22 protein-coding genes are annotated in these 22,264 nt (G+C 42.6%); 21 read left to right on the plus strand and 1 reads right to left on the minus strand.

All coding sequences use genetic code 11. The features are described 5' to 3' along the window. Positions 1 to 190: 190 nt before the first annotated feature. Together GMC92_RS07640 and glmS are read left to right on the plus strand one after the other, a co-directional pair. Positions 191 to 1,576, plus strand: coding sequence for a glycoside hydrolase family 1 protein (locus GMC92_RS07640; RefSeq protein WP_155200099.1), 1,386 nt, complete (start codon positions 191 to 193; stop codon positions 1,574 to 1,576). 380 nt (positions 1,577 to 1,956) lie between these two features. Further along, positions 1,957 to 3,765, plus strand: a complete 1,809-nt coding sequence (gene glmS, locus GMC92_RS07650; protein WP_155200100.1) for a glutamine--fructose-6-phosphate transaminase (isomerizing) — start codon at positions 1,957 to 1,959, stop codon at positions 3,763 to 3,765. A 57-nt stretch (positions 3,766 to 3,822) separates the two neighbouring features. On the opposite strand, the gene GMC92_RS07655 is transcribed toward glmS, so the two are convergent. Then, on the minus strand, positions 3,823 to 4,680 hold the full coding sequence (locus GMC92_RS07655; protein WP_003004374.1) for a 5'-nucleotidase, lipoprotein e(P4) family: 858 nt from the start codon (positions 4,678 to 4,680) through the stop codon (positions 3,823 to 3,825). 435 nt (positions 4,681 to 5,115) lie between these two features. Between GMC92_RS07655 and GMC92_RS07660 the strand changes: the two genes are divergently transcribed. The 19 genes from GMC92_RS07660 (at position 5,116) to GMC92_RS07750 (ending at position 22,248) form a co-directional block, all read left to right on the plus strand. After that, a complete protein-coding gene (locus GMC92_RS07660) occupies positions 5,116 to 6,117 on the plus strand; it encodes a uroporphyrinogen decarboxylase family protein (protein ID WP_023919550.1) in 1,002 nt (333 codons plus the stop codon). A 17-nt stretch (positions 6,118 to 6,134) separates the two neighbouring features. After that, positions 6,135 to 6,335: a hypothetical protein gene (locus GMC92_RS07665; RefSeq protein WP_023919548.1), complete on the plus strand. Its 201-nt coding sequence runs from the start codon at positions 6,135 to 6,137 to the stop codon at positions 6,333 to 6,335. 99 nt (positions 6,336 to 6,434) lie between these two features. Further along, on the plus strand, positions 6,435 to 7,436 hold the full coding sequence (locus tag GMC92_RS07670; protein WP_023919547.1) for a uroporphyrinogen decarboxylase family protein: 1,002 nt from the start codon (positions 6,435 to 6,437) through the stop codon (positions 7,434 to 7,436). A gap of 26 nt (positions 7,437 to 7,462) precedes the next feature. Then, the gene (locus GMC92_RS07675) at positions 7,463 to 8,341 is read left to right on the plus strand and encodes a transporter substrate-binding domain-containing protein (RefSeq protein WP_023919545.1); all 879 of its coding nucleotides are present in this window, start codon (positions 7,463 to 7,465) and stop codon (positions 8,339 to 8,341) included. Positions 8,342 to 8,407: 66 nt separating this feature from the next. After that, entirely contained in the window at positions 8,408 to 9,100 is a 693-nt protein-coding gene (locus GMC92_RS07680; protein WP_155200101.1) for an amino acid ABC transporter permease, read from the plus strand. Between the two features lie 3 nt (positions 9,101 to 9,103). Continuing rightward, the gene (locus GMC92_RS07685) at positions 9,104 to 9,790 is read left to right on the plus strand and encodes an amino acid ABC transporter permease (protein ID WP_024056362.1); all 687 of its coding nucleotides are present in this window, start codon (positions 9,104 to 9,106) and stop codon (positions 9,788 to 9,790) included. 19 nt (positions 9,791 to 9,809) lie between these two features. Then, the gene (locus GMC92_RS07690; RefSeq protein WP_155200102.1) at positions 9,810 to 10,574 is read left to right on the plus strand and encodes an amino acid ABC transporter ATP-binding protein; all 765 of its coding nucleotides are present in this window, start codon (positions 9,810 to 9,812) and stop codon (positions 10,572 to 10,574) included. Positions 10,575 to 10,682: 108 nt separating this feature from the next. Beyond that, positions 10,683 to 11,081 (plus strand): DUF1310 family protein, encoded by a 399-nt coding sequence (locus GMC92_RS07695; RefSeq protein ID WP_049473089.1) that lies wholly within the window; start codon positions 10,683 to 10,685, stop codon positions 11,079 to 11,081. A 191-nt stretch (positions 11,082 to 11,272) separates the two neighbouring features. Next, entirely contained in the window at positions 11,273 to 11,668 is a 396-nt protein-coding gene (locus GMC92_RS07700; RefSeq protein ID WP_155200103.1) for a DUF1310 family protein, read from the plus strand. Beyond that, positions 11,658 to 13,253, plus strand: coding sequence for an alpha/beta hydrolase family protein (locus GMC92_RS07705; protein ID WP_155200104.1), 1,596 nt, complete (start codon positions 11,658 to 11,660; stop codon positions 13,251 to 13,253). Before GMC92_RS07700 ends, GMC92_RS07705 begins: the two co-directional genes overlap by 11 nt. Then, positions 13,232 to 13,612, plus strand: coding sequence for a type III secretion protein (locus tag GMC92_RS07710; protein ID WP_049473086.1), 381 nt, complete (start codon positions 13,232 to 13,234; stop codon positions 13,610 to 13,612). The genes GMC92_RS07705 and GMC92_RS07710 overlap by 22 nt, the downstream gene beginning before the upstream one ends. A gap of 18 nt (positions 13,613 to 13,630) precedes the next feature. Then, positions 13,631 to 13,930, plus strand: a complete 300-nt coding sequence (locus GMC92_RS07715) for a hypothetical protein (RefSeq protein ID WP_049485861.1) — start codon at positions 13,631 to 13,633, stop codon at positions 13,928 to 13,930. A 355-nt stretch (positions 13,931 to 14,285) separates the two neighbouring features. Next, positions 14,286 to 16,415: an AAA family ATPase gene (locus GMC92_RS07720; protein ID WP_021154368.1), complete on the plus strand. Its 2,130-nt coding sequence runs from the start codon at positions 14,286 to 14,288 to the stop codon at positions 16,413 to 16,415. 225 nt (positions 16,416 to 16,640) lie between these two features. Beyond that, entirely contained in the window at positions 16,641 to 16,886 is a 246-nt protein-coding gene (locus GMC92_RS07725) for a hypothetical protein (RefSeq protein WP_003009969.1), read from the plus strand. Positions 16,887 to 17,042: 156 nt separating this feature from the next. Beyond that, complete coding sequence (gene yajC / locus GMC92_RS07730) at positions 17,043 to 17,369, plus strand: preprotein translocase subunit YajC (RefSeq protein WP_003004444.1); 327 nt, start codon at positions 17,043 to 17,045, stop codon at positions 17,367 to 17,369. Positions 17,370 to 17,523: 154 nt separating this feature from the next. Continuing rightward, a complete protein-coding gene (locus GMC92_RS07735) occupies positions 17,524 to 18,273 on the plus strand; it encodes an isoprenyl transferase (protein ID WP_003009971.1) in 750 nt (249 codons plus the stop codon). Positions 18,274 to 18,282: 9 nt separating this feature from the next. Beyond that, complete coding sequence (locus tag GMC92_RS07740) at positions 18,283 to 19,086, plus strand: phosphatidate cytidylyltransferase (RefSeq protein ID WP_023919527.1); 804 nt, start codon at positions 18,283 to 18,285, stop codon at positions 19,084 to 19,086. A 36-nt stretch (positions 19,087 to 19,122) separates the two neighbouring features. Then, positions 19,123 to 20,382, plus strand: coding sequence for an RIP metalloprotease RseP (gene rseP, locus GMC92_RS07745; protein ID WP_155200105.1), 1,260 nt, complete (start codon positions 19,123 to 19,125; stop codon positions 20,380 to 20,382). A 15-nt stretch (positions 20,383 to 20,397) separates the two neighbouring features. After that, positions 20,398 to 22,248 carry a proline--tRNA ligase gene (locus GMC92_RS07750; protein WP_129824488.1) on the plus strand — a complete coding sequence of 617 codons (1,851 nt, stop codon included), beginning with the start codon at positions 20,398 to 20,400 and terminating at the stop codon, positions 22,246 to 22,248. Positions 22,249 to 22,264: the final 16 nt, after the last annotated feature.

The raw sequence follows: 22,264 nt of genomic DNA on the forward strand, positions 1-22,264 counted from the left end.
TCTTCATAAGTTAATTTCATAATAAAAACACCCCAAAAGTTAGATTTTTTTCTGTCTAACTTTTGGGGTGCAGTTCAATTTTTCCTAAGGGGCTTTTTCTTTAATCTGCGTAAGAAAGACTGTAAATTGTGCCTAGGTTTTGGGGGAGGATTCGCTACAATAGAGCTAGTAGAATGAGGAGGATTAGGACATGTATCAATTTCCAAAGGATTTTTTATGGGGGAGTTCGACCTCGGGCCCTCAAACGGAAGGACGTTTCGCCCAGGATGGAAAGGGAGACAATCTCTGGGATTACTGGTATAGGATCGAGCCCAACCGCTTTTATCAAGGGCAAGGACCAGAGAAAACATCGACTTTTTATGAACACTGGGAAGAAGATCTGGACCTCTTGTTAGAAACTGGGCACACCGCCTTTCGAACCTCTATTCAGTGGTCCCGTATTTTCCCAGAAGGACGAGGGGAGATCAATCAAGCAGGTGTTGATTTTTACCGCCGTGTCTTTGAAAAGATTAAAGAAAAAGGGATTCACCTCTTGGTCAACCTCTATCATTTTGATTTACCGATGGCTCTTCAAGAGCAAGGGGATGGTTGGGAAAATAAAGAAACCGCCTATGCTTACCAGGAATATGCGCGTTTTTGTTTCAAGACCTATGGGGATCTGGTTGATCAGTGGATCACCTTTAATGAACCCATTGTGCCTGTGGAGTTTGGTTATTTTTATGATGCCCATTTTCCTCATAAGGTAGATGCAGCTGCAGCTGTAAAAGTAGCCTACCACACCCAGTTAGCAAGCTCTCTAGCGGTCAAGGCCTGTCACGAGGTGGATCCCAATTCCCGGATCGGGATTGTGCTCAATTTGACACCAGCCTATCCTCGGAGTCAGCATCCAGAAGATATTAAAGCTGCTCGTATCGCCGAGCTCTTTCAAGCCAAATCTTTTTTAGATCCTTCGGTTCTTGGCCACTATCCTCAAGAATTAGTGGAGATCTTGCGGGAGCGTGATCTCTTGCCAGATTATGATCCCTTTGAGTTGCGCTTGATGGAGGAAAATACCGTCGACTATCTAGGTGTTAACTATTACCAACCACTCCGTGTAGCAGCTCCTCGTTATGCTCCGAATCCAGCTTCTCCCCTACTCTTTGAGCAATTTTATGAACCCTATGTCATGCCAGGTCGCAAGATTAATCCCCACCGTGGTTGGGAAATCTATGAGCAAGGCCTGTATGACATTGCCAAAAATATCAAGGAAAACTATGGCAATATCGAGTGGATCCTGACAGAAAATGGGATGGGGGTCGAAGGAGAGGAAAAATTCCGCAAGGATGGAGTGATCCAAGACGACTACCGGATTGACTTTGTCAAAGACCATCTTCGTGAGCTCCATCGGGCTATTCAAGATGGTGCCAATTGTAAAGGCTATTTGATCTGGACCTTTATTGACTGCTGGTCTTGGCTCAATGGCTACAAGAACCGCTATGGTTTAGTTGAGTTGGATCTCGAAAGTCAAAAACGCACCCTCAAAAAATCCGGCCATTGGTTCCGTGAATTGAGCCAGCAGAATGGATTTGAAGAATAGAAAAACAGAGAGTGGGACAGAAATCGGTCATTCGTTAGAATTCGATTTCGTCGTCCCACCTCCGCACAGTTGAGTAGGGCTGTAAAAGCTGATGAAATCAGCGTAGTAGAGTCCACTCAACCACTGCGTCTTGCTCGATAATCCAAAGTCAATTGAGAGGCTAGGACTTTTGTCCCAGCCTCTTTTCTTAACCCTTTCTTAACTAGACCAATTTTCTTATATTTCCTAGTTGACAAACTGGAAGAAGCATTGTATACTGACTCCGCTGGTTACTTTTTTGGTAAATTAGACTAGACCAATTTCAAAGTAACTGAGAAATCGACCATGGGTCGTTTGACTAAGTAAAGGGGAAAGTATAGCAAGGCTATATCGTAAAGACTATGTGCGGAATCGTTGGTGTTGTAGGAAATACAAATGCTACTGATATTTTGATTCAAGGACTTGAAAAGCTCGAATACCGAGGTTATGACTCTGCGGGTGTTTTTCTGGCTAGTGAAGGCAAGAGCCAATTGGTAAAGGCAGTTGGCCGCATTGCAGAATTGTCGTCTAAGGCAGAAGGTGTTGAAGGAACAGCTGGGATCGGACATACTCGTTGGGCAACTCACGGAAAACCAACTGAGGATAATGCCCACCCACACCGTTCGGAGACAGGTCGCTTTGTTTTGGTACACAATGGTGTCATTGAAAACTACCTTGAAATCAAGGAAGAATACCTAGCAGGTCACCATTTCAAGGGGCAAACAGATACAGAAATCGCAGCCCACTTGATCGGAAAATTTGCTGAAGAAGATGGCTTGTCTACGCTCGAAGCCTTCAAAAAAGCCCTCCACATCATCCGTGGGGCCTATGCTTTTGCATTGATGGATGCGGAAGATCCAAGCATCATCTATGTGGCAAAAAATAAATCACCACTCTTGATCGGTCTTGGCGATGGCTACAATATGGTCTGCTCTGATGCCATGGCCATGATTCGCGAAACTAACCAATATATGGAAATCCATGACCAAGAGTTGGTCATTGTCAAGGCTGACAGCGTTGAAGTACAAGACTATGATGGAAACGTCAAAGAACGGGCTAGCTACACGGCTGAACTTGACCTTTCTGATATTGGAAAAGGGACTTACCCATACTACATGCTCAAAGAAATCGATGAGCAACCAACTGTCATGCGTAAGTTGATCCAAGCCTATACAGATGAATCTGGTCAAGTAGTGGTAGATCCAGCTATTATCAAGGCTGTTCAAGAGGCAGACCGCATCTATATCCTTGCGGCTGGTACCTCTTACCATGCTGGATTTGCGTCTAAAAAAATGTTGGAAGAGTTGACAGATACCCCAGTAGAACTCGGTATTTCATCTGAGTGGGGGTATGGTATGCCACTTCTCAGCAAGAAACCACTCTTCATCTTTATCAGCCAATCTGGTGAAACAGCTGATAGCCGCCAAGTATTGGTCAAAGCCAATGAAATGGGCATTCCAAGCTTGACAGTGACCAATGTTCCAGGTTCAACTCTTTCACGTGAAGCAGACATGACTATGTTGCTCCATGCTGGTCCTGAAATTGCGGTAGCTTCTACTAAGGCTTATACGGCTCAAATCGCAGCCCTTGCCTTTCTGGCTAAAGCTGTTGGGGAAGCCAATGGCAATGAGAAGGCCAAAGCCTTTGATTTGGTGCACGAATTGTCTATCGTTGCCCAATCGATCGAATCAACCCTTTCAGAAAAAGAAGTGATCGATGAAAAAGTTCGTGGCTTGTTGGAAACAACCCGCAATGCTTTCTATATCGGACGTGGTCAAGATTACTATGTTGCCATGGAAGCTAGTTTGAAACTAAAAGAAATTTCTTACATCCAATGTGAAGGCTTCGCTGCGGGTGAGTTGAAACACGGTACCATCGCTCTGATCGAAGACGGTACACCGGTCATCGCCCTCTTGTCTGATCCAGTCCTAGCCAGCCACACACGTGGGAACATCCAAGAAGTGGCAGCACGTGGGGCTCATGTCTTAACCATTGCAGAAGAAAATGTCGCTAAAGAGACAGATGATTTGGTCTTGACAGCGGTTCACCCTTACCTCTCTCCAATCTCAATGGTGGTGCCAACCCAATTGATTGCCTACTTTGCAACCCTTCATCGTGGGCTCGATGTTGATAAACCACGGAACCTTGCTAAGTCTGTAACCGTTGAATAAACTTGTTTATATAGAAAAAACATCCTCGTTAGGTTTTTCCTAGCGAGGATGTTTGCTTTATTTGTCAAAACCTTGCAAGGCTTTGAGGCGTTCTTCTGTTTGTCCCTTGGCATCTAGTTTTTTACCTTGGTAGACAGCAGATTCCCATGATCCATACATTGGATTTGGGAAGATGATGAATTTTTCACCAAATTCTTTTTGCAATTCGTCCAATTTCTTGTCGCGATCAGCTTCAGATGTCTTAGAGAAGTCTGCAAAGTCAACCAGGTTGTCCCCAAAAAGCAAGACAAGATTGGTCTTTTCTTGCACAGCTTGGCGACGGCCTTCTTTTGATTTGACGCCATCTTCTAAGAACATGAGGTGGTCACGTCCTTGAACAGGAATGCCTTCTTTTTCAAGATTCTTGATGGTATCATCTACTTGAGAGGTTGTACGGTCAGAAATGTAGTAGATTTGAACCCCGTTTTGATCCGCATATTGAAGAAAATCTTTGGCACCTGGCACCGCTTTTGCGGCTGCTTTTTTCACCCAAACATCCCAATCTTTAGGATTGAAGGCCGTACCATCTTTGACGTTTTGAACTTGGTAAGGGCTGTTGTCTAAAACAGTTTCGTCCAAATCCAAGACGATGGAATAAGGCTTATCAGAAGGAGTTTGGAGGATCTCTTTCAAACGGTCAGTAGCGACATTGTAGCCTTGTAAATACAAAGCCTTGGTTTCTGCTGCCTTTTGGTACCAGAGAACAGACATGGTATTTTCTTGTGAGCGCTGCTGATCATAGGTCATCGTCACCTGATTTTTAGTGCTACTTGCTTTTGTCTCTTGCGTTTTAGTGGTGTTGCTTCCACAACTCGTCAGTAAAATGACAGAAGCAAGAGCAGAAACGATGGTAAAGGTGGTTTTTGTTGTTTTCATAAACCGTACACTCCTTAAAATTATTCTATAAAAATTATACTCCTTTCAATCTTGCCTGACAAGAAAGAGAAGAAGGTGTCTAGGAATCGGTGAAAAGAACAAAGGAGGAAAAATGCTGTTATGAAAGGTTTCTTTGCTTTAACATACGCCATTTTTTCCTTCAAAAGAAGGGGTATAGTTTTTTGCTATAACCGGATCAAGAAAAGATCAAAGCAGCCTTTTTCTTCTAAAATGAAAGAATAAAGAAAGATAGCCGCAAGTCCCTATTTTCAAGGGCTTGCGTTTTTTTGATGGCTTTCTCAATAAAGAAATTTTAAGGCCTTGATAGGGAAAATATATTAGTCAGCTACTTTTTGAGGTGATATCATGGTTACAAATTCCAGAAGGAAAGCAGTCAGTCTTTCTGTTGGAGAAATATTGAGGAGGATGTACAGTATGAGTAAAAAAGAATTGGTTCTTCGTGCCATTCGAGGCGAAACAGTAGAGCGAATCCCTGTAGGATTTTGGCTCCATTATGTGACCCAAGAAGAAAAAGAATTGGGTCTAGACAATCCGGCTGTAGTAGAAAAAAGTATTAAGGGCCACCAACACTATGTAGAAGAAATTTCACCTGATTTTGTCAAGATCATGAGTGATGGCTTCTTCCGCTATCCGAGTGCTCTTTATTCGAGAGAGATCCAATCGATCCGAGAATTGAAGGATATTCAACCGATTGGAGAGCATCATCCATGGATTGAAAAACAAATCGAGGTGGTCAAGGAAATTTGTTCTCATTTCCATGAAGAGATTGCTTCTTTCTACAATATCTTCTCGCCCATTTCTTATTTGAAACGCTGGTTCCGTACGGACCAATCTCGTGGAGACCAAGTGATTGCAGACTTTATCAAGGAAGATCCAGAAACTTTAGCTCATGTCCTTGACGTGATTGCAGGAGACATCGCTACTTTAAGTCGTCGCTTGATCCAAGAAGCAGGTATTGAAGGTATTTACTTTTCAACCCAGCAGATCCAAGATGAGCGTGTGACAGATGAAGAATACCGCAAGTTCATTGAGCCTAGCAGCATCGCTGTCCTAGAAGCAGCCAATGAAGCTGGAGGCATCAATATCCTTCATATTTGTGGTTTTGAAGGGGCCAGCAATGAAGTGGAGCTCTTCAAGGATTATCCAGCTCAAGTCATTAACTGGGCGACCCATCATGAAGGTCTGAGCCTAGCCGCAGGTCGTAAACTTTTCGGCGATCGTGCCGTTTTGGGTGGCTTTGTCAACGGCAAGAAAGGTTTGCTCTACCAAGGGGAACGAGAAGCTATTGAGCAAGAAACGCGTCGCTTGGTGGCTGAAGCCGGAAGCCGTGGTTTGATTCTTGGAGCAGACTGTACCGTGCCAGATGATTTCCAATTGGAACGCTTAGATTGGGTACGTCAAGCAGCTGTATTGTAAGAAGAAAGGAGAGGGAGATGAAAAAAATCGATGTATGGTGTATCCTGGTAACCGTTTTGTTTTTGCTTCTAGGGCTCAGTAAAGTAGCTCTAGCAAGCAGTCAGGGGAAAGCAAAAAAAGATCCAGATATGGCAAGACTGGAGAAGATTCCAGCTCATAGTTTCTCCCTCATCCGCCCATCTGACCTAGCAGGAATTCTACTCCTTGAAGATCAGTGATAAAAAAAGATGAAGAGCTTGATAAAAAATATATATTAGTCAAACAATTATCGAAGTGATAAGATAACAAACAAGAAAAGATTAGAACGAGGTAAGAACATGTCATCAAAAAGAGAATTAGTGTTAAAAGCTTTCAAAGGAGAAGCAGTCGACCGTGTGCCAGTTGGATTTTGGCATCATTTTACAACAGAAGAAGAATGGTTGAAAGGATTTTCAAATCCGGAAATTATTGAAAAAAACCTCAATGGCCATAAAAACTTCCTTCACAAGGTCAAACCAGACTTTGTCAAACTCATGAGTGATGGTTACTTTGCTTATCCAAATCCAGCCATTCACAAAGGCCTTGAAAACATCTCTGACTTAGCAGGGATTGAACCACTCGGAGCAGATCATCCATGGATCACAGAGCAAGTAGAGCTCGTTAAAAAAATCCGTGCCGGTTTTGAAGAAGACATTGTGGCTATCTACAATATCTTTGCTCCGGTGACCTACTTCAAATGGTTGGTCGGAGAAGTTTCAGGAGGAGATGACTTGATCGCCAACTTTATCGATCAAGATGCAGCAACTCTTAAAAAAGTATTGGATACAATTGGCCAAGATATTGCAAGTTTGAGCCAACGCATCATTAAAGAAGCAGGAGCAGACGGGATCTACCTCAGTGTTCAAAGTATCCAAGATGCGCGGGTTACACAAGAAGTCTATAAAAACATTATTGCACCGAGTGAACTCCATGTCTTAGAGGCGGCCAATGAAGCCGGTGGCGTAAATATTCTTCATATCTGTGGCTACGAAGGAGCTCGCAATGATATCTATCTCTTCACAGACTACCCAGCCCAAGTCATTAACTGGGCAGTCGGACCAGAAGGAATCAGCCTAGCAGAAGGACGCGAAATCTTCGGTGGACGCACGGTTCTTGGTGGCTTTGAAAATGGTAAAAATGGTCTTCTTTACACAGGAGATAAGGCTGCGATCCAAGCAGAAACCAAACGCATCATCGCAGAAACCGGAACCACAGGCTTGGTCATCGGTGCGGATTGTACGATTCCAAGTGACATTGATGAAGAACGAATCGAATGGGTTCGTGAAGCTGCAGCAGAATAAGGAAAATAGAAAAGGGAGAACAGAGTATGAGTAAAAAAACATGGATTATCGGTGGGGTAGCAGTACTTGCCATTGCAGGTGCAACCATTCTTGGACGGAGCTTGAACCATGCAAACGACAGCAAAGGCTCAACAGGAACGAACAAGGTAACAACCTTGAAAGTAGCCCACACTCAAAACTATGTACCGTATGATTTCGTTGATGAAAAAGGAGAATCAGATGGCTATGAAGTAGCCGTTCTCAAAGCCATTGACGAAAAACTACCAGACTACAAGTTTGAGTACACTGGAACAAGTGATGACGATCTCTTAATCGGTCTAGAATCTGGTAAATACGATATCGGAACCAAAGGAGCTTGGTATACCGAAGAACGTGCTAAGAAATTTATCATTCCAAAAGAACCAATTGGAGCAAGTATCATCGGATTTACCGTACGGAAAGAAGATGCGAATAAATACAAGAACATCGATGACTTCGCTAAAGAAAAAGGAAAATTGGTTCCAATTTCACCACAAAATGCGCAGTGGAATGTTATTAAAGAATACAATGAAAAGCATAAGGACCAACAAATCGAATTAACAGCTGCGGAATCTTTCAAAGTCGCAGATGCCTATGCTTGGGTTCTTGAAGGACGTTACGATGCCTTCTTTGACATCAAACTTTCCTTTGAAAAAGCTGTCACAGATAAAGATGGTTCTTACCACCAATACGCGGACAAACTTAGCTGGTTTGCCTACAAAGGAATTCCAACTTACCCATTGATCCATAAGGATAAGAAAAACGAAAAATTTGCGGAAGCATACAGCAAGGCTATCAAAGAATTGGAAAAAGATGGGACACTTGCTAAATTGTCGAAAAAATATTTCGGTGAAGATGTCTTCAGTTATGTAGATAAAGAGAAATAAGATGGAACTGGGTGCGCATAGCCCCAGCTTCCTTATTTCTATCCGGATACAGAAAGGAAAAGAAACATGGTCTCATACGACATTTCCAAGGTCTGGTCATTTCTTCCAACCTTGGTCCAAGCTCTACCAGCGACCTTAGCTTTGATGGTGTTAACGACGCTTCTTGGTTCTGCATTTGGCTTGGTTTTGACTTGGGCACAAGTATCAGAAGAGAAGGTAGGAGCAAGTCTGGCAAAAGGCTATGTCTTTACCTTGCGTTGTACCCCTCCAATTGTCTTGCTCTTTTTGGTCTTTTATGGACTGCCCCAATTTTTGAACTGGTGGTTGGGCATTGACATTGACCACTGGTCCAAGTTTGTCTTTGTCCTTGTGGCCATGTTTCTTCTCTTTGCCGCGATGATTTCTGAGGTCTTTAAGGCAGCCTATTTGGCCATTCCCAAAGGTCAGATGGAGGCTGGCTTGAGTATCGGCTTGACGCCAGCTCAAACCATTTGGCGGATTGTCCTTCCCCAAGCCTTTCGCGTGGCTCTTCCAAATATGACGACGGCTATCTTGAACCTCATGCGCGACGCCGCTTTGGCTTATACTATTGGCTTTATCGATATCATGGGAGCAGGAAATAATTTGATCAGCCGCAATCTCGGAAATTATTCCCTTGAGACGTATACAGCCGTAGCAGTGATCTACTGGGCAATTGCCCTTGTGATCTCCTTCTCCGCTCAACTCCTTGAGAAACGACTCAGTGTAACAGAAAGGTAGCTTATGGATTTCAATTTTATTAGTAAAGCATTTCTAGCCACCTTGGGTGGTGTTCCAGTGACCCTTCTGATCATGGTCGTATCGATTCTTTTGAGTTTCTTTCCAGCCCTCTTTTTGGCACTCGGTCAGATCTATAAGGTCAAAGGTGTTCGCAGTTTCTCAGTGATTTACTTAGCCTTTATCCGCGCGACGCCTCCGATTCTCTTGATTCTCTTCTTTTATAGTCTCTTTCCCAGCCTCTTAAATAGCTTTTTTAAGAGTATTGGCAGTCACTTTAATGTCTTTGAGATCAATCCCATTTACTATGCCTTTATCATCTTTAGCTTGATGACAACGGGGAGTCTTGCTGAAATTCTACGGTCAGCTATTCTGACGGTGGATAAGGGCCAGCTTGAAGCAGCGCAAGCCATCGGTTTGACCAATCGCCAAGCCTATATCCGCATTGTTTTTCCACAAGCCTTGCGTGCAGCCCTTCCTAATTTGTGTAACTTGGTTATCAACTTGGTCAAAGGAACTTCCCTTGTCTTTGTCATGACCATCAAGGATATTACCGCAATTGCCAAGGTCGAAGCCTCTTATGGCTATCAATATTTTGAATCCTATCTAGTGATTTTTATTCTTTATATTGTCATTTGTGGAGTGATTCAGTGGGGATTCAATCGCTTAGAAAAACGCCTGACACTCGCATAGAAGAAGGAGAAATAAGAAGATGTTAGAAGTAGAACACGTATCGAAAAAATTTAAGGACCACCAAGTGCTGGTGGATGTTAATCTCAAGGTCAACCAAGGGGATGTCGTCGTTATTTTGGGGCCATCTGGATCAGGAAAAACAACCTTCCTTCGCTGCCTCAATCACTTGGAAAAGGCAGATACAGGTCACCTAACCCTAGGTGGAAAAGAGTATGACCTCTCAAAACTCAGCAAAAAAGAGATTCTAGAAATCCGCCAAAAGACAGCCTTTGTCTTCCAGCATTACAATCTCTTCGCTAATAAAACAGCGATTGAAAATATCTTAGAGGGCCTGATTGTGGCTCGGAAGATTCCAAAAGAAGAAGCCATCCAACGGGCAGAATCCGCCCTTGAAAAAGTCGGCCTCCTCGCTTATAAGGATTACTATCCTTCTCAATTGTCAGGTGGTCAGCAGCAACGGATCGGGATTGCGCGTGCTATCGCGGTCAAACCAGACGTGATCTTGCTGGACGAACCGACTTCAGCGCTAGACCCAGAGTTGGTCGGTGACGTCTTAGATGTCATGAAGCAATTGGCCCAAGAAGGAGTGACTATGGTTGTCGTAACCCATGAGATGGGCTTTGCGCGTGATGTGGCTAACCACGTTATCTTTATGGATGGCGGACACATCATCGAAGAAAATGAACCGCATGAATTCTTCAATAGTCCAAAGGAAGAGCGAACCAAACAATTCCTCTCACGGATTTTATCCGATGCCACTTATAGCGTCGAATACATGATTTAACAAGAGACACACCTAGTAAGGGTGTGTTTTTTAGGTTCTGGAAAAAATTTTTAAAAATTGGGTCATTTTTTAAAAATCATTACGAATAATATAAGTGAGAGGGAACATATGACTGATAAAAAACAACGATTAATGCTACTATTCTTACTGACTTTGTTTCTAGGAGGCTGCAGTCTTTTTACAGATAAAGCTGCTGAGAGAAGGGAAATGATTCAGATTGCAGAAAGCACGAAAATGGAGCGAGCGATAAAACACTTGTTAATCAGTATCGATCCGAAAGCTTTCACTTCAGAAGGAGTCATTCACTCCTATACCCTGATAAAAGGTGAATTGGAATACAATCCAATGGGAGGGATGAATGTCTATCTCGTTATCAATGGCGATAAAAAGTTAACGATCGATACGACTGTTCAAATGGAAGATTCAGGACAGTTCGAAGCAGGTAGTTACGGTATTTCAGCAAAATTAAGTGATCTGTTAAGTGAAGCAGAAGAGGCTGGGAAATAAACTCATTTAGGTAAACACCCCTAATCTAATATAGTTAAATAGAAACATTTATGGATCAAAACCAATATGTTACATCAATAGCTAGTGCTTGTAACGATTTGGCAACATTTTTTAACAAAAGTAACATTTCAGGTATGAATAGAATTTTGTATAATAAATTCTAAGAAACCTGAAGAAAGAATGGGAAGAAGATGAAAAAAAGTAAATTTATTGTGTTGATAATGGTAGTATTTAGCCTGAGCTTAGGAGGCTGTAGCTTTTTTAATGGACAATCTGCCAAGAAACAAGAAATGATTCAAATTGCAGAGAGTAAGAAGATGAAAGTGGCGATTGAAAATATGTTAAAGGATATTGATCCTGAAGCATTAACTCCGCAGGGGAAAATACACTCGTATAAAATCTTGGAAAATCAATTGGAATACAATCCAATGGGTGGGATGAATGTATATTTGGAAGTCAATAATGATGAAAAACTAACTATTGATACTACTGTTCATATGGAAGATTCGGGAGAATTTGAGGCTGGAAGTTATGGTATTTCTGCAGAGTTAAGTCGTTTACTGAGGGGAGATGAATATGGTAAATAACACAAATTTTTCAGACAGACAGCATGTAGAAGCATCATTAATTGAATATAGATCATTAAAATTAGGAAAAAATCAAAAAATTAAAGAAGGTAGTGAATATGTTGGCAATGTTTCTCACATCTATGATAGTGTAAATGGCAATGAAGAACAAGTCTTCGTACTAACGGATAGTGGCAAGGGTGTTGAACAAGATCCAGTCCCCTATACTGCTTCAGATGAAGAACGTGCCCAAATCCATGACGTGACTGTCTTGATGAAGGGATCTGAAACTGAAATAAGTACACAAAAATTACTCCATGATACATATACGGATTGGGTAAAGACAGATTTGCCAGCAGCTTCCAATATTTTGAACCCTGGTGGTGCGAGCGAGTATGCAACCGAATATGCGAAGAATTATGCGCGAGATAAGGCTAAGGATAGTTTTAATAATTTTGTAGAAGCTTTTGAAGATGCGATTATTCCTACTTCTGTTAATCTTCCTCCGGAGGCCACACCCTTAGGTAGGTTTATGAAAAAAGCGCTGGATAATCCTGTCAGCAATTTCGTACAGGAAAAAGCATCAGATGTGGTCGGCTTTTTTGCAGAAAGGACAGCCGAAGAACAGGTTAAATTTCCCGCTTTAGTGGGAGCTGCTTTTTTAAAAAAATACAATGATGAAAACGGGACTTTCCCGCCTCCGCAGTTTAAAGATGCTGCAGCTCATTTGAAAGAGGTGATCCGAAAATACCCCAATGCCAAGATCGATCTATACGGTCACTCTCTGGGTTCTATGAATATTCAGTATGCGCTTGCCTGTTTGACGGAAGAGGAAGCTTCTCATATTGGGACCGTACACCTATATAATGGCCCTAATGCCTATCCTATCTTAACACCTGAGCAAAAAGTGCGTATAGATTCGCTGAAGTACAAAATCTACAACCACATTGACCATAAAGATTTGGTTAGCTTGGGCTATCAGGATTCTGGAAGCAAGGAATCCAGTGGGATTGTCAAGCACCTCAAAACTAAGAATTTGATAAATACGGGCCTTCAGCACATGATGCATGGTTATATCTATGATAAGGACGGGAATTTGGTTCTTGAAAAGGGAACGGAAGCCATCACTCGCAAGGAAATCATTGAAGAGCGGATGAAGGTTTACTATCGCCTAAAGGATAAATTGCAAAAAACAGGTGGTGGACTGAGCTCAAGTGAACGGATCTATCTGGATGCTTTGCAGGCGCGCTTGGCTTCTGATGAGCTGATTCGAGTAGTGGATGAAGGGCTGGAGCAAGCTCAGAAATCTAAGGCACAACTGGATACAGATTTAGAAGCTTTGGAGAAAGTATTACAGACCGTTCCGAAAGGCTTCATTCTCAATCTTGTGGAAGTAGAAGAGGCCTATGCACAGGCTGGTGCAACAAAGCAAACAATTGTCACTGAAGTAAGAGAAAGGTTTGACAATCGTTTGGCTACATATCAGTCCTTATCGAATGAATTCCATGCTTTAAACGAGCAAGTGAATGCAGGAATTGAGCTCTTAAAAGCAAAAGATCAAGAAATAGCAGGAGAAATGAACCAGTGGGAACAACTAGCTTATTAATTTCATCTACTTTTTCAAAAAAGGAAAAGAAACTAGATCACTTGGAAAGAGAGTTCCAAAAAGCGCGTTTGGAGCTAGATGAAAAGCGTTGCCTAGTGGAAAGAAAACAGCAGCTCTTCACCCAGATGCTGGAAGAAGAGTTTGCGATGGCAGCTTCCTTCTTACAAGAGCAGGAGGTTGATGTCAATTGTGGATGGGAGTCCCTCCATCGCTGTATCGAAGAGTATGATCTCGAAGCTAGAGAAGCTGCACAAGTAGCCTTAAAACAGATCGAAATCGAGGAAGAGAATTTATGGCAATCCTACCGGAAAGATAGACGCCAACTGGAAGAGGAGTTTGCACAAGATAAAGTTTCATAGTATAGAAGAGGAGGAAGTATGGGTGATAGTCCAGTCAAAGATTTTTTTGATTTAGATATGAAAGATAAGATGAGGATCATCGAAAGCCGAAAGAAACTTGAAAAAGATTTAATCCGTGTTGTCTATGCGCCCGTTTTATTGACCTGCAAGGCAGGAGTTGAGAAACGTTACAATGATGGCTTGACTGCGATTGCAACAGTAGCCGAAGAAGACGTCCAGGTAGTTGGAAAACAACTGGATCAGTCCATGGTGGGGCAATTTGCTAAAAATGTACAGACAGTTATTCAAGAAAAAGCTGGGAAATTTAAATCTATCTAGCCAAGAACTTCTATTTAAAATGGAATCTGGAGTGACTCCAGATTTTTTTAATAAATTTAAAAAATTATGTAAAAAAGTGTTGACAAATAATTCAGTCTGCGTTATAATAATTTATGTAAACAAAAAGAGGTTGAAAAAACCTACTGGTTTACAAGATCAATAGTGGAAAGGAGATGGTGATATGCTATTTCCAAAATTAAGACAACTAATTGATAAAAGGGAAAATAGAAACTGTTAGCCTGTAGGGCTATTATTAAATTAATGAATTAAAATTATGTAAACAATTAAGCAGCAGCCAATTGGTCTGCTAATTTTCAAGAATGAATTAAAATTATGTAAATTAGAGGTATACAATATGAATAACAACTTTAACAATATGGATGATCTTTTCAATCAACTAATGGGAAACATGGGTGGTTTTCGTTCTGAAAGCCGTCGCTACATGATCAACGGTCGTGAAGTGACACCAGAAGAATTCGCTATTTACCGCCAAACTGGTCAACTTCCAAATGAAGGAAGTGAGCAAGTGCAACACCATCAAGGTAAAGGAATGAAACAAGATGGGATCCTTGCAAAACTTGGTCGTAACTTGACCGAAGAAGCTCGTGAAGGAAAATTGGATCCGGTCATCGGACGTAATAAAGAAATTCAAGAAACTGCTGAAATCTTGTCTCGTCGTACCAAGAACAACCCTGTCCTTGTAGGGGATGCCGGTGTTGGTAAAACAGCAGTTGTAGAAGGTTTGGCACAAGCTATTGTGAACGGGGATGTTCCAGCGGCTATCAAAAACAAAGAAATCATCTCGATTGATATTTCTGGTCTAGAAGCTGGTACGCAATACCGTGGTAGCTTTGAAGAAAATATTCAAAATCTGATCCAAGAAGTCAAGGCTATGGGAAATGTCATTCTCTTCTTTGATGAAATCCATCAAATCCTTGGTGCAGGCAGCACAGGTGATGGTCAAGGATCTAAAGGTCTTGCGGATATCATCAAACCTGCTCTTTCACGTGGGGAATTGACTGTCATTGGTGCAACCACTCAAGATGAATATCGTAACACCATCTTGAAGAATGCGGCTCTTGCTCGTCGTTTCAACGAAGTGAAAGTCAATGCTCCATCAGCTGAAGATACTTTCAAGATTCTCCAAGGGATCCGTGATCTTTATGAAAAACACCACAATGTCATCTTGCCAGATGAAGTTTTGAAAGCAGCAGTTGATTATTCGATCCAATACATTCCACAACGTAGCTTGCCTGATAAGGCCATTGACTTGGTCGATGTGACAGCTGCTCACTTGGCAGCCCAACATCCTGTAACAGATGTCCATGCTGTGGAACATGAAATTGAAGAAGAAAAAACCAAACAAGAAGAAGCTGCGGCTAAAGAAGATTACGAAGCAGCTTTGAAAGCAAAAGTTCGTATCGAAGAACTTGAAAAGAAAATTGAAAACCATACGGAAGACCATAAAGTAACAGCAACAATCAACGATGTGGCTGAATCAGTAGAACGGATGACGGGTATTCCAGTGTCTCAAATGGGTGCAACTGATATTGAACGTTTGAAAGATATGGGTCACCGCTTGCAAACTAAGGTTATCGGTCAAGATAAAGCCGTTGAAGCAGTGGCACGTGCTATCCGTCGGAACCGTGCAGGATTTGACGAAGGGAACCGTCCAATCGGTAGCTTCCTCTTTGTAGGTCCTACTGGTGTCGGTAAGACTGAATTGGCTAAACAATTGGCGCTTGATATGTTCGGAACCAAAGATGCGATCATCCGTTTGGATATGTCAGAATACAGCGACCGCACAGCCGTTTCTAAATTGATTGGTACAACAGCTGGTTATGTTGGTTACGATGACAACAGCAATACCTTGACAGAACGTGTTCGCCGTAACCCTTACTCTATCGTCCTTCTTGACGAAATTGAAAAGGCGGATCCTCAAGTGATCACCCTTCTCCTTCAAGTTTTGGATGATGGTCGTTTGACAGATGGTCAAGGGAACACGGTCAACTTCAAGAATACTGTGATTATCGCCACTTCAAACGCTGGATTTGGTTACGAAGCTAACTTGACAGAAGATGCGGATAAACCAGAACTCATGGATCGTTTGAAACCTTACTTCCGTCCAGAATTCCTCAACCGTTTCAACGCTGTCATTGAATTCTCACACTTGAGCAAGGAAGACCTTTCTAAGATTGTTGATTTGATGTTGGTAGATGTCAATAAGACCCTTTCTAAGAAAGAAATCGACTTGGCAGTGAGCGATGCAGCTAAAGAATACATGACTGAAGAAGGTTATGATGAAGTGATGGGTGTTCGTCCACTCCGTCGGGTAGTTGAACAACAAATCCGTGACAAAGTCACAGACTTCCACTTGGATAACTTGGATGCCAAACATCTCGAAGCAGACATGGAAGATGGTGTCCTTGTGATCAGAGAAAAAGACACAAAGAAGGAAGAAAACGCTGATAAACAAGCAGATTAAGGCGAATTAGTTTGTGAAAAATAGAGACTGCTATCATATAGCAGTCTTTATTTTTTCTTCCCACCTGGGGGAAATTATTCGCCGTATAAGGCCAAAATCCTCCTATTTGGGGTAAAAAAACATCAATAATTAGTGAAATTAATCCAATTTGAGCAAAATTATTAATAAATAAAGAAAATAAGTATATAATCTATACAAGAATAAAATTTGAGGAATGGAAGTAAGATGAGCAATACAATTGATATCTACTCAACTCCCGAATACAGAAAAGTGGAAGCCGTTGTTCAACTGATGGTTGACGGTCGCTTGACGAGCTATCGTGTCGCAACTGAAACAAACATCAGCAAAATGAGCTTAGCGACTTTGACGAAGGGAACGAGTAAAATCAAAAATATTACCTATCAAACGGCTTTGGCCTTGATTGATTGGTATGATGAGAATCATGAAAAGTATGGCATTACGATTGACTAGTCAGTAGCCCACTTTTCGTGGTTTTTTTCTTTTTCATCAAAACTTGCCTCCTCTCTAATACTGGAGTCTGATTTTACTTGAAGAGGATGGGAAAACTTGAAAAGACGGGCGAAATTTGATATAGTATAGCATATATGAAAATTAAAGGAGAAACATATGCAAGGCGGAAGTTTGCTAATTATGCTCGTTCTTATGGTCGGTTTGATGTACTTCATGAGCCGTAGCCAAAAGAAACAGTATCAAAAACGGATGGAAAGTTTGAATAAACTTCAAAAAGGAAATGAAGTCATCACGATTGGTGGCTTGTACGGAACCATCGATGAAGTCGATACAGATCGCAAGACCGTTGTCTTGGATGTTGATGGTGTCTACCTGACCTTTGAATTGGGAGCGATCAAAACAGTTCTTCCTGTATCAGAAGGAATCTCAGCCACTGCTACAGAAGGTGCTAGCTCAGATGCCGATTCAGCCATCGAAGAATAATCATCAAAGAAGAGGCAAGGGCCTCTTTTTTGGTGGGCAAATAGGACGATGTGATGAAGGAAAGCCTTGCTGGTTCAAAAAAGAGGCCAGAGTCCCTATTTTATGGGGATTTATGGTATAATGAAGCGATAAATATTGAAATAGGTAGAAAAACATGTTTCGTTTTAAGAAAAAAGAAAAAATCGAGATACCTTTAGAAGTCCCGAAACACATTGGGATCATTATGGATGGCAATGGTCGCTGGGCGAAAAAGCGGATGCAACCGCGCGTCTTCGGTCATAAGGCAGGGATGGAAGCTCTCCAAGAAGTGACCATTGCAGCAAAAAATATGGGGGTTCAGGTCCTGACTGTCTATGCCTTTTCTACGGAAAACTGGACACGCCCTGAAGATGAAGTCAAGTTCATCATGCACTTGCCGGTCGAGTTTTATGATCGTTTCGTCCCCGAATTGCATCGCAACAATGTCAAGATTCAAATGATCGGTGATACCAAGAAATTACCCAAAGAAACGCTGGAGGCTTTGGAAAGAGCAGAAGCGATGACCCATCTCAATACAGGCTTGATCCTGAATTTCGCGCTCAATTATGGTGGACGTGCTGAGATCACCCAGGCCGTGAAGCAGATCGCCCAAGAGGTCTTGGATGCGAAGTTCAGTCCGGAAGATATCACAGAAGAGATGATCGCAGATTCTCTCTATACTGAGAGTTTGCCACGCGTCCTAAGGGATCCGGATTTGATTATCCGTACCAGCGGAGAGATCCGTTTGAGTAATTTCCTTCCTTGGCAGGCTGCTTATAGTGAGTTGTATTTCACAGATGTGATGTGGCCAGATTTTGGAGAGGAAGCACTACGAAGTGCCATAGTAGAATATAGCCATCGCCATCGGAGATTTGGTGGTGTTTAGGAGAAGATGATGACGAAAGATTTACAAAAACGTGTGATTTTTGGAGGAATTGCCCTGCTCTTTTTCATTCCAACAGTAATGGTTGGAGGGGTGTTCTTCCAGATTGTGATTGGCTTGATCGCCATGCTAGGGGTTCATGAATTGCTCAAGATGAAGGGGCTTGAGACAGCGACTTTTGAAGGAGCGCTAGCCATGTTAGCGGCCTTCGTCCTGACTTTGCCGATCGAGGACTACCTCCCTTACCTTCCAGCAGATGGCAATATGATTGCCTATGGTCTGGTTGTCTTGATTCTCATGGGGACAACTGTTCTTGCTCAGAATTACAATTATGAAGATGTGGTCTACCCCATTGCCTCCAGCTTTTATGTTGGACTCGGCTTCCATTCCTTAGTAGATGCGCGAATCGCTGGTATTGATAAGGTTTTGTTAGCCCTCTTTATTGTCTGGGCTACAGATTCAGGTGCTTATCTGGTAGGAAGCCGGTTTGGGAAACGCAAGCTCATGCCTGCGGTTTCTCCTAATAAAACGATTGAAGGCAGTCTTGGGGGAATCTTGTCTGCAGTTGCGGTAACTGTGATCTATATGATCGTGGATCGCTCTGTGGCAGGTGGACATGGTTTTCTTGCTATGATCTTCTTTACCATCCTCTTTAGTATTGCAGGTCAGTTTGGAGATCTGGTAGAGAGTGCGATTAAACGCCACTTCGGTGTGAAAGATTCTGGGAAATTTATTCCAGGACATGGTGGTGTTCTAGACCGCTTTGATAGTTTGATTTTTGTCTTTCCCTTGATGCATTTCTTGGGTTTGTTCTAAGACAGAAGAAATAGAAAGGAAACCACGTATAGAACGATGCAGTTTATTGCCTTTATTGTTATTTTTGGAGTGATCGTTCTCGTTCACGAGTTTGGTCATTTCTATTTTGCAAAAAAATCGGGCATCCTGGTGCGAGAATTCTCGATCGGGATGGGTCCCAAGATCTTTGCCCATATTGGTCAAGATGGAACAGCCTATACGATTCGCATTCTACCTTTAGGTGGCTATGTTCGTATGGCTGGATGGGGTGAGGACACAACTGAGATTAAAATCGGAACGCCTGTCAGCTTGACGCTAAATGAGGCTGGTAAGGTCGTCCGGATCAATCTTTCAGGAAAGAATCTGGATCAGACAGCCCTTCCCATGAATGTTACCCAGTTTGACTTTGAAGATAAATTAGAAATCACGGGCTTGGTTCTCGATGAGACCAAGACTTATGATGTCGATCATGATGCGACTATTGTTGAGGAAGATGGGACAGAAGTGCGGATTGCGCCGAGAGATGTTCAGTATCAGAATGCCAGCATTTGGGGACGGTTGATCACCAACTTTGCGGGTCCTATGAACAACTTTATCCTCAGTATTGTCGTCTATTCACTCTTAGCCTTTATGCGCGGTGGTGCGATTGATTACTACAGCAACAATGTTCAGGTGGCACCCGATGGGGCGCTAGCTAAGGTTGGTGTTAAAAGCAATGTTCAGATCCTTCAAGTCAATAACGATACCGTTAGCAACTGGGATGAGCTGACAGATGCTGTCGAGAAAGCAACCAAGGACAGCAAGACGGCTCCTGAATTGACCCTGAAAGTCAAGACAGACGGCCAAGAAAAAGAAGTCAAAGTGAAGCCAACCAAGTCAGGGAATCGTTACTATTTGGGTGTGACAAACGGCCTCAAGACAGGATTTGTGGATAAACTCTTGTCTGGTTTTACAGATACCTGGAATACAGCGACACGGATTCTGGGAGCTTTGAAAGATATCATTTTCCACTTTAGTCTCAATAAACTGGGTGGTCCGGTTGCCATCTACAATGCCAGCTCACAAGCTGCTCAATTAGGGATTCCGGCAGTCTTGTCTCTTATGGCCATGCTCTCTATTAATATTGGGATCTTCAATCTAATCCCGATTCCGGCTTTGGATGGCGGTAAAATCTTGATCAATTTGATCGAGGTCGTCCGGAGAAAGCCACTGAAACAAGAAGTAGAAACCTATATGACGCTTGCAGGTGTAGCTGTAATGGTTATTTTGATGATTGCTGTCACCTGGAATGATATTATGAAATTATTTTTGAAATAGAAAAGGATATTGTCCATGAAACAAAGTAAAATGTTGATTCCAACGCTTCGCGAAATGCCAAGCGATGCTCAAGTCATTAGCCATGCTTTGATGTTGCGTGCAGGTTATGTTCGCCAAGTATCAGCTGGTGTCTATTCGTATTTGCCACTAGCTAATCGAGTGATTGAAAAAGCAAAAGGCATCATGCGCCAAGAATTCGAAAAAATTGGAGCAGTAGAGATGCTTGCTCCAGCCCTTTTGAGTGCGGATCTCTGGCGTGAATCTGGTCGTTACGAAACTTACGGGGAAGACCTTTATAAGTTGAAAAACCGTGAAGGCTCTGACTTTATCTTAGGTCCAACTCACGAAGAAACCTTTACCGCTATTGTGCGCGACTCAGTAAAATCTTACAAACAATTGCCATTGAATCTCTACCAAATTCAACCAAAATACCGCGATGAAAAACGCCCACGGAACGGTCTTCTTCGGACCCGTGAGTTCATCATGAAAGACGGTTATAGCTTCCATGCTAACTACGATAGCTTGGATGTCACTTACGATGAATACAAAGCAGCTTATGAGCGGATCTTCACCCGCAGTGGCATCGACTACAAAGCCATCATCGGTGATGGTGGTGCCATGGGCGGAAAAGATAGCCAAGAGTTTATGGCTGTTACACCTGCTCGTACAGACTTGGATCGTTGGGTTGTTTTAGACAAATCGGTGGCTTCCTTTGATGAGATCCCAGCAGAAGTGCAAGAAGAAATCAAAGCAGAATTGCTCAAATGGATGGTTTCTGGGGAAGATACCATTGCCTATTCAAGTGAATCAACCTATGCTGCCAACTTGGAAATGGCGACGAACGAATACAAGCCAAGTAACCGTGTTGTAGCGGAAGAAGAAGTAAAACGCGTGGAAACACCAGGTGTCAAATCGATTGATGAAGTAGCTGCATTCTTGAATGTTCCAGAAGAAGCTACGATCAAGACTTTGGTTTACGTCGCAGATGGTGAGCCTGTTGTTGCCCTTCTCGTAGGTAATGATCAGCTCAATGAAGTGAAGTTGAAAAACTACCTCGGAGCAGATTTCTTTGAACCGGCAACCGAAGTGGAAGTGAAAGAATTATTAGGAGCAGATTTTGGCTCTCTCGGTCCAGTAGATCTTCCTGAAAATGTTAAGATTATCGCAGACCGCAAGGTCCAAGACAGCCGCAATGCAGTAGTCGGTGCCAATGAAACAGGCTACCACTTGACTGGTGTCAACCCAGGACGTGACTTTACTGCAGAATACGTCGATATCCGTGAAGTTCGTGAAGGCGAAATCTCACCAGATGGGAAAGGGGTCTTGAACTTTGCGCGTGGGATCGAAATTGGTCACATTTTCAAACTCGGCACACGCTACTCAGCTAGCATGGGAGCAGATGTCTTGGACGAAAACGGTCGTGCGGTTCCAATCATCATGGGTTGCTACGGAATCGGTGTCAGCCGTCTTCTTTCAGCCGTTATGGAGCAACATGCACGCCTCTTTGTCAATAAGACTCCAAAAGGGGAATATCGTTACGCTTGGGGGATTAACTTCCCTAAAGAATTGGCGCCATTTGATGTGCACTTGATTCCAGTCAATGTCAAGGATGAAGCGAGTCTTGCTTTGACCGACCGGATCGAAGAAGCCTTGGTGAATAAAGGCTACGAAGTCTTGGTGGATGACCGAAATGAACGCGCTGGTGTCAAATTCAGCGATAGTGATTTGATTGGACTTCCAATCCGCGTAACAGTTGGTAAAAAAGCAGCTGAAGGTATCGTAGAAGTGAAAATCAAAGCAACAGGAGATACCATCGAAGTTCATGCGGACAATCTCCTTGAAACCCTTTCAATCTTGAACAAATAAGAAAAAGCTTTCTGAG

Origin of the sequence: Streptococcus parasanguinis (genome assembly GCF_009717775.1) — a bacterium.
Classification (GTDB): domain Bacteria; phylum Bacillota; class Bacilli; order Lactobacillales; family Streptococcaceae; genus Streptococcus; species Streptococcus parasanguinis_AG.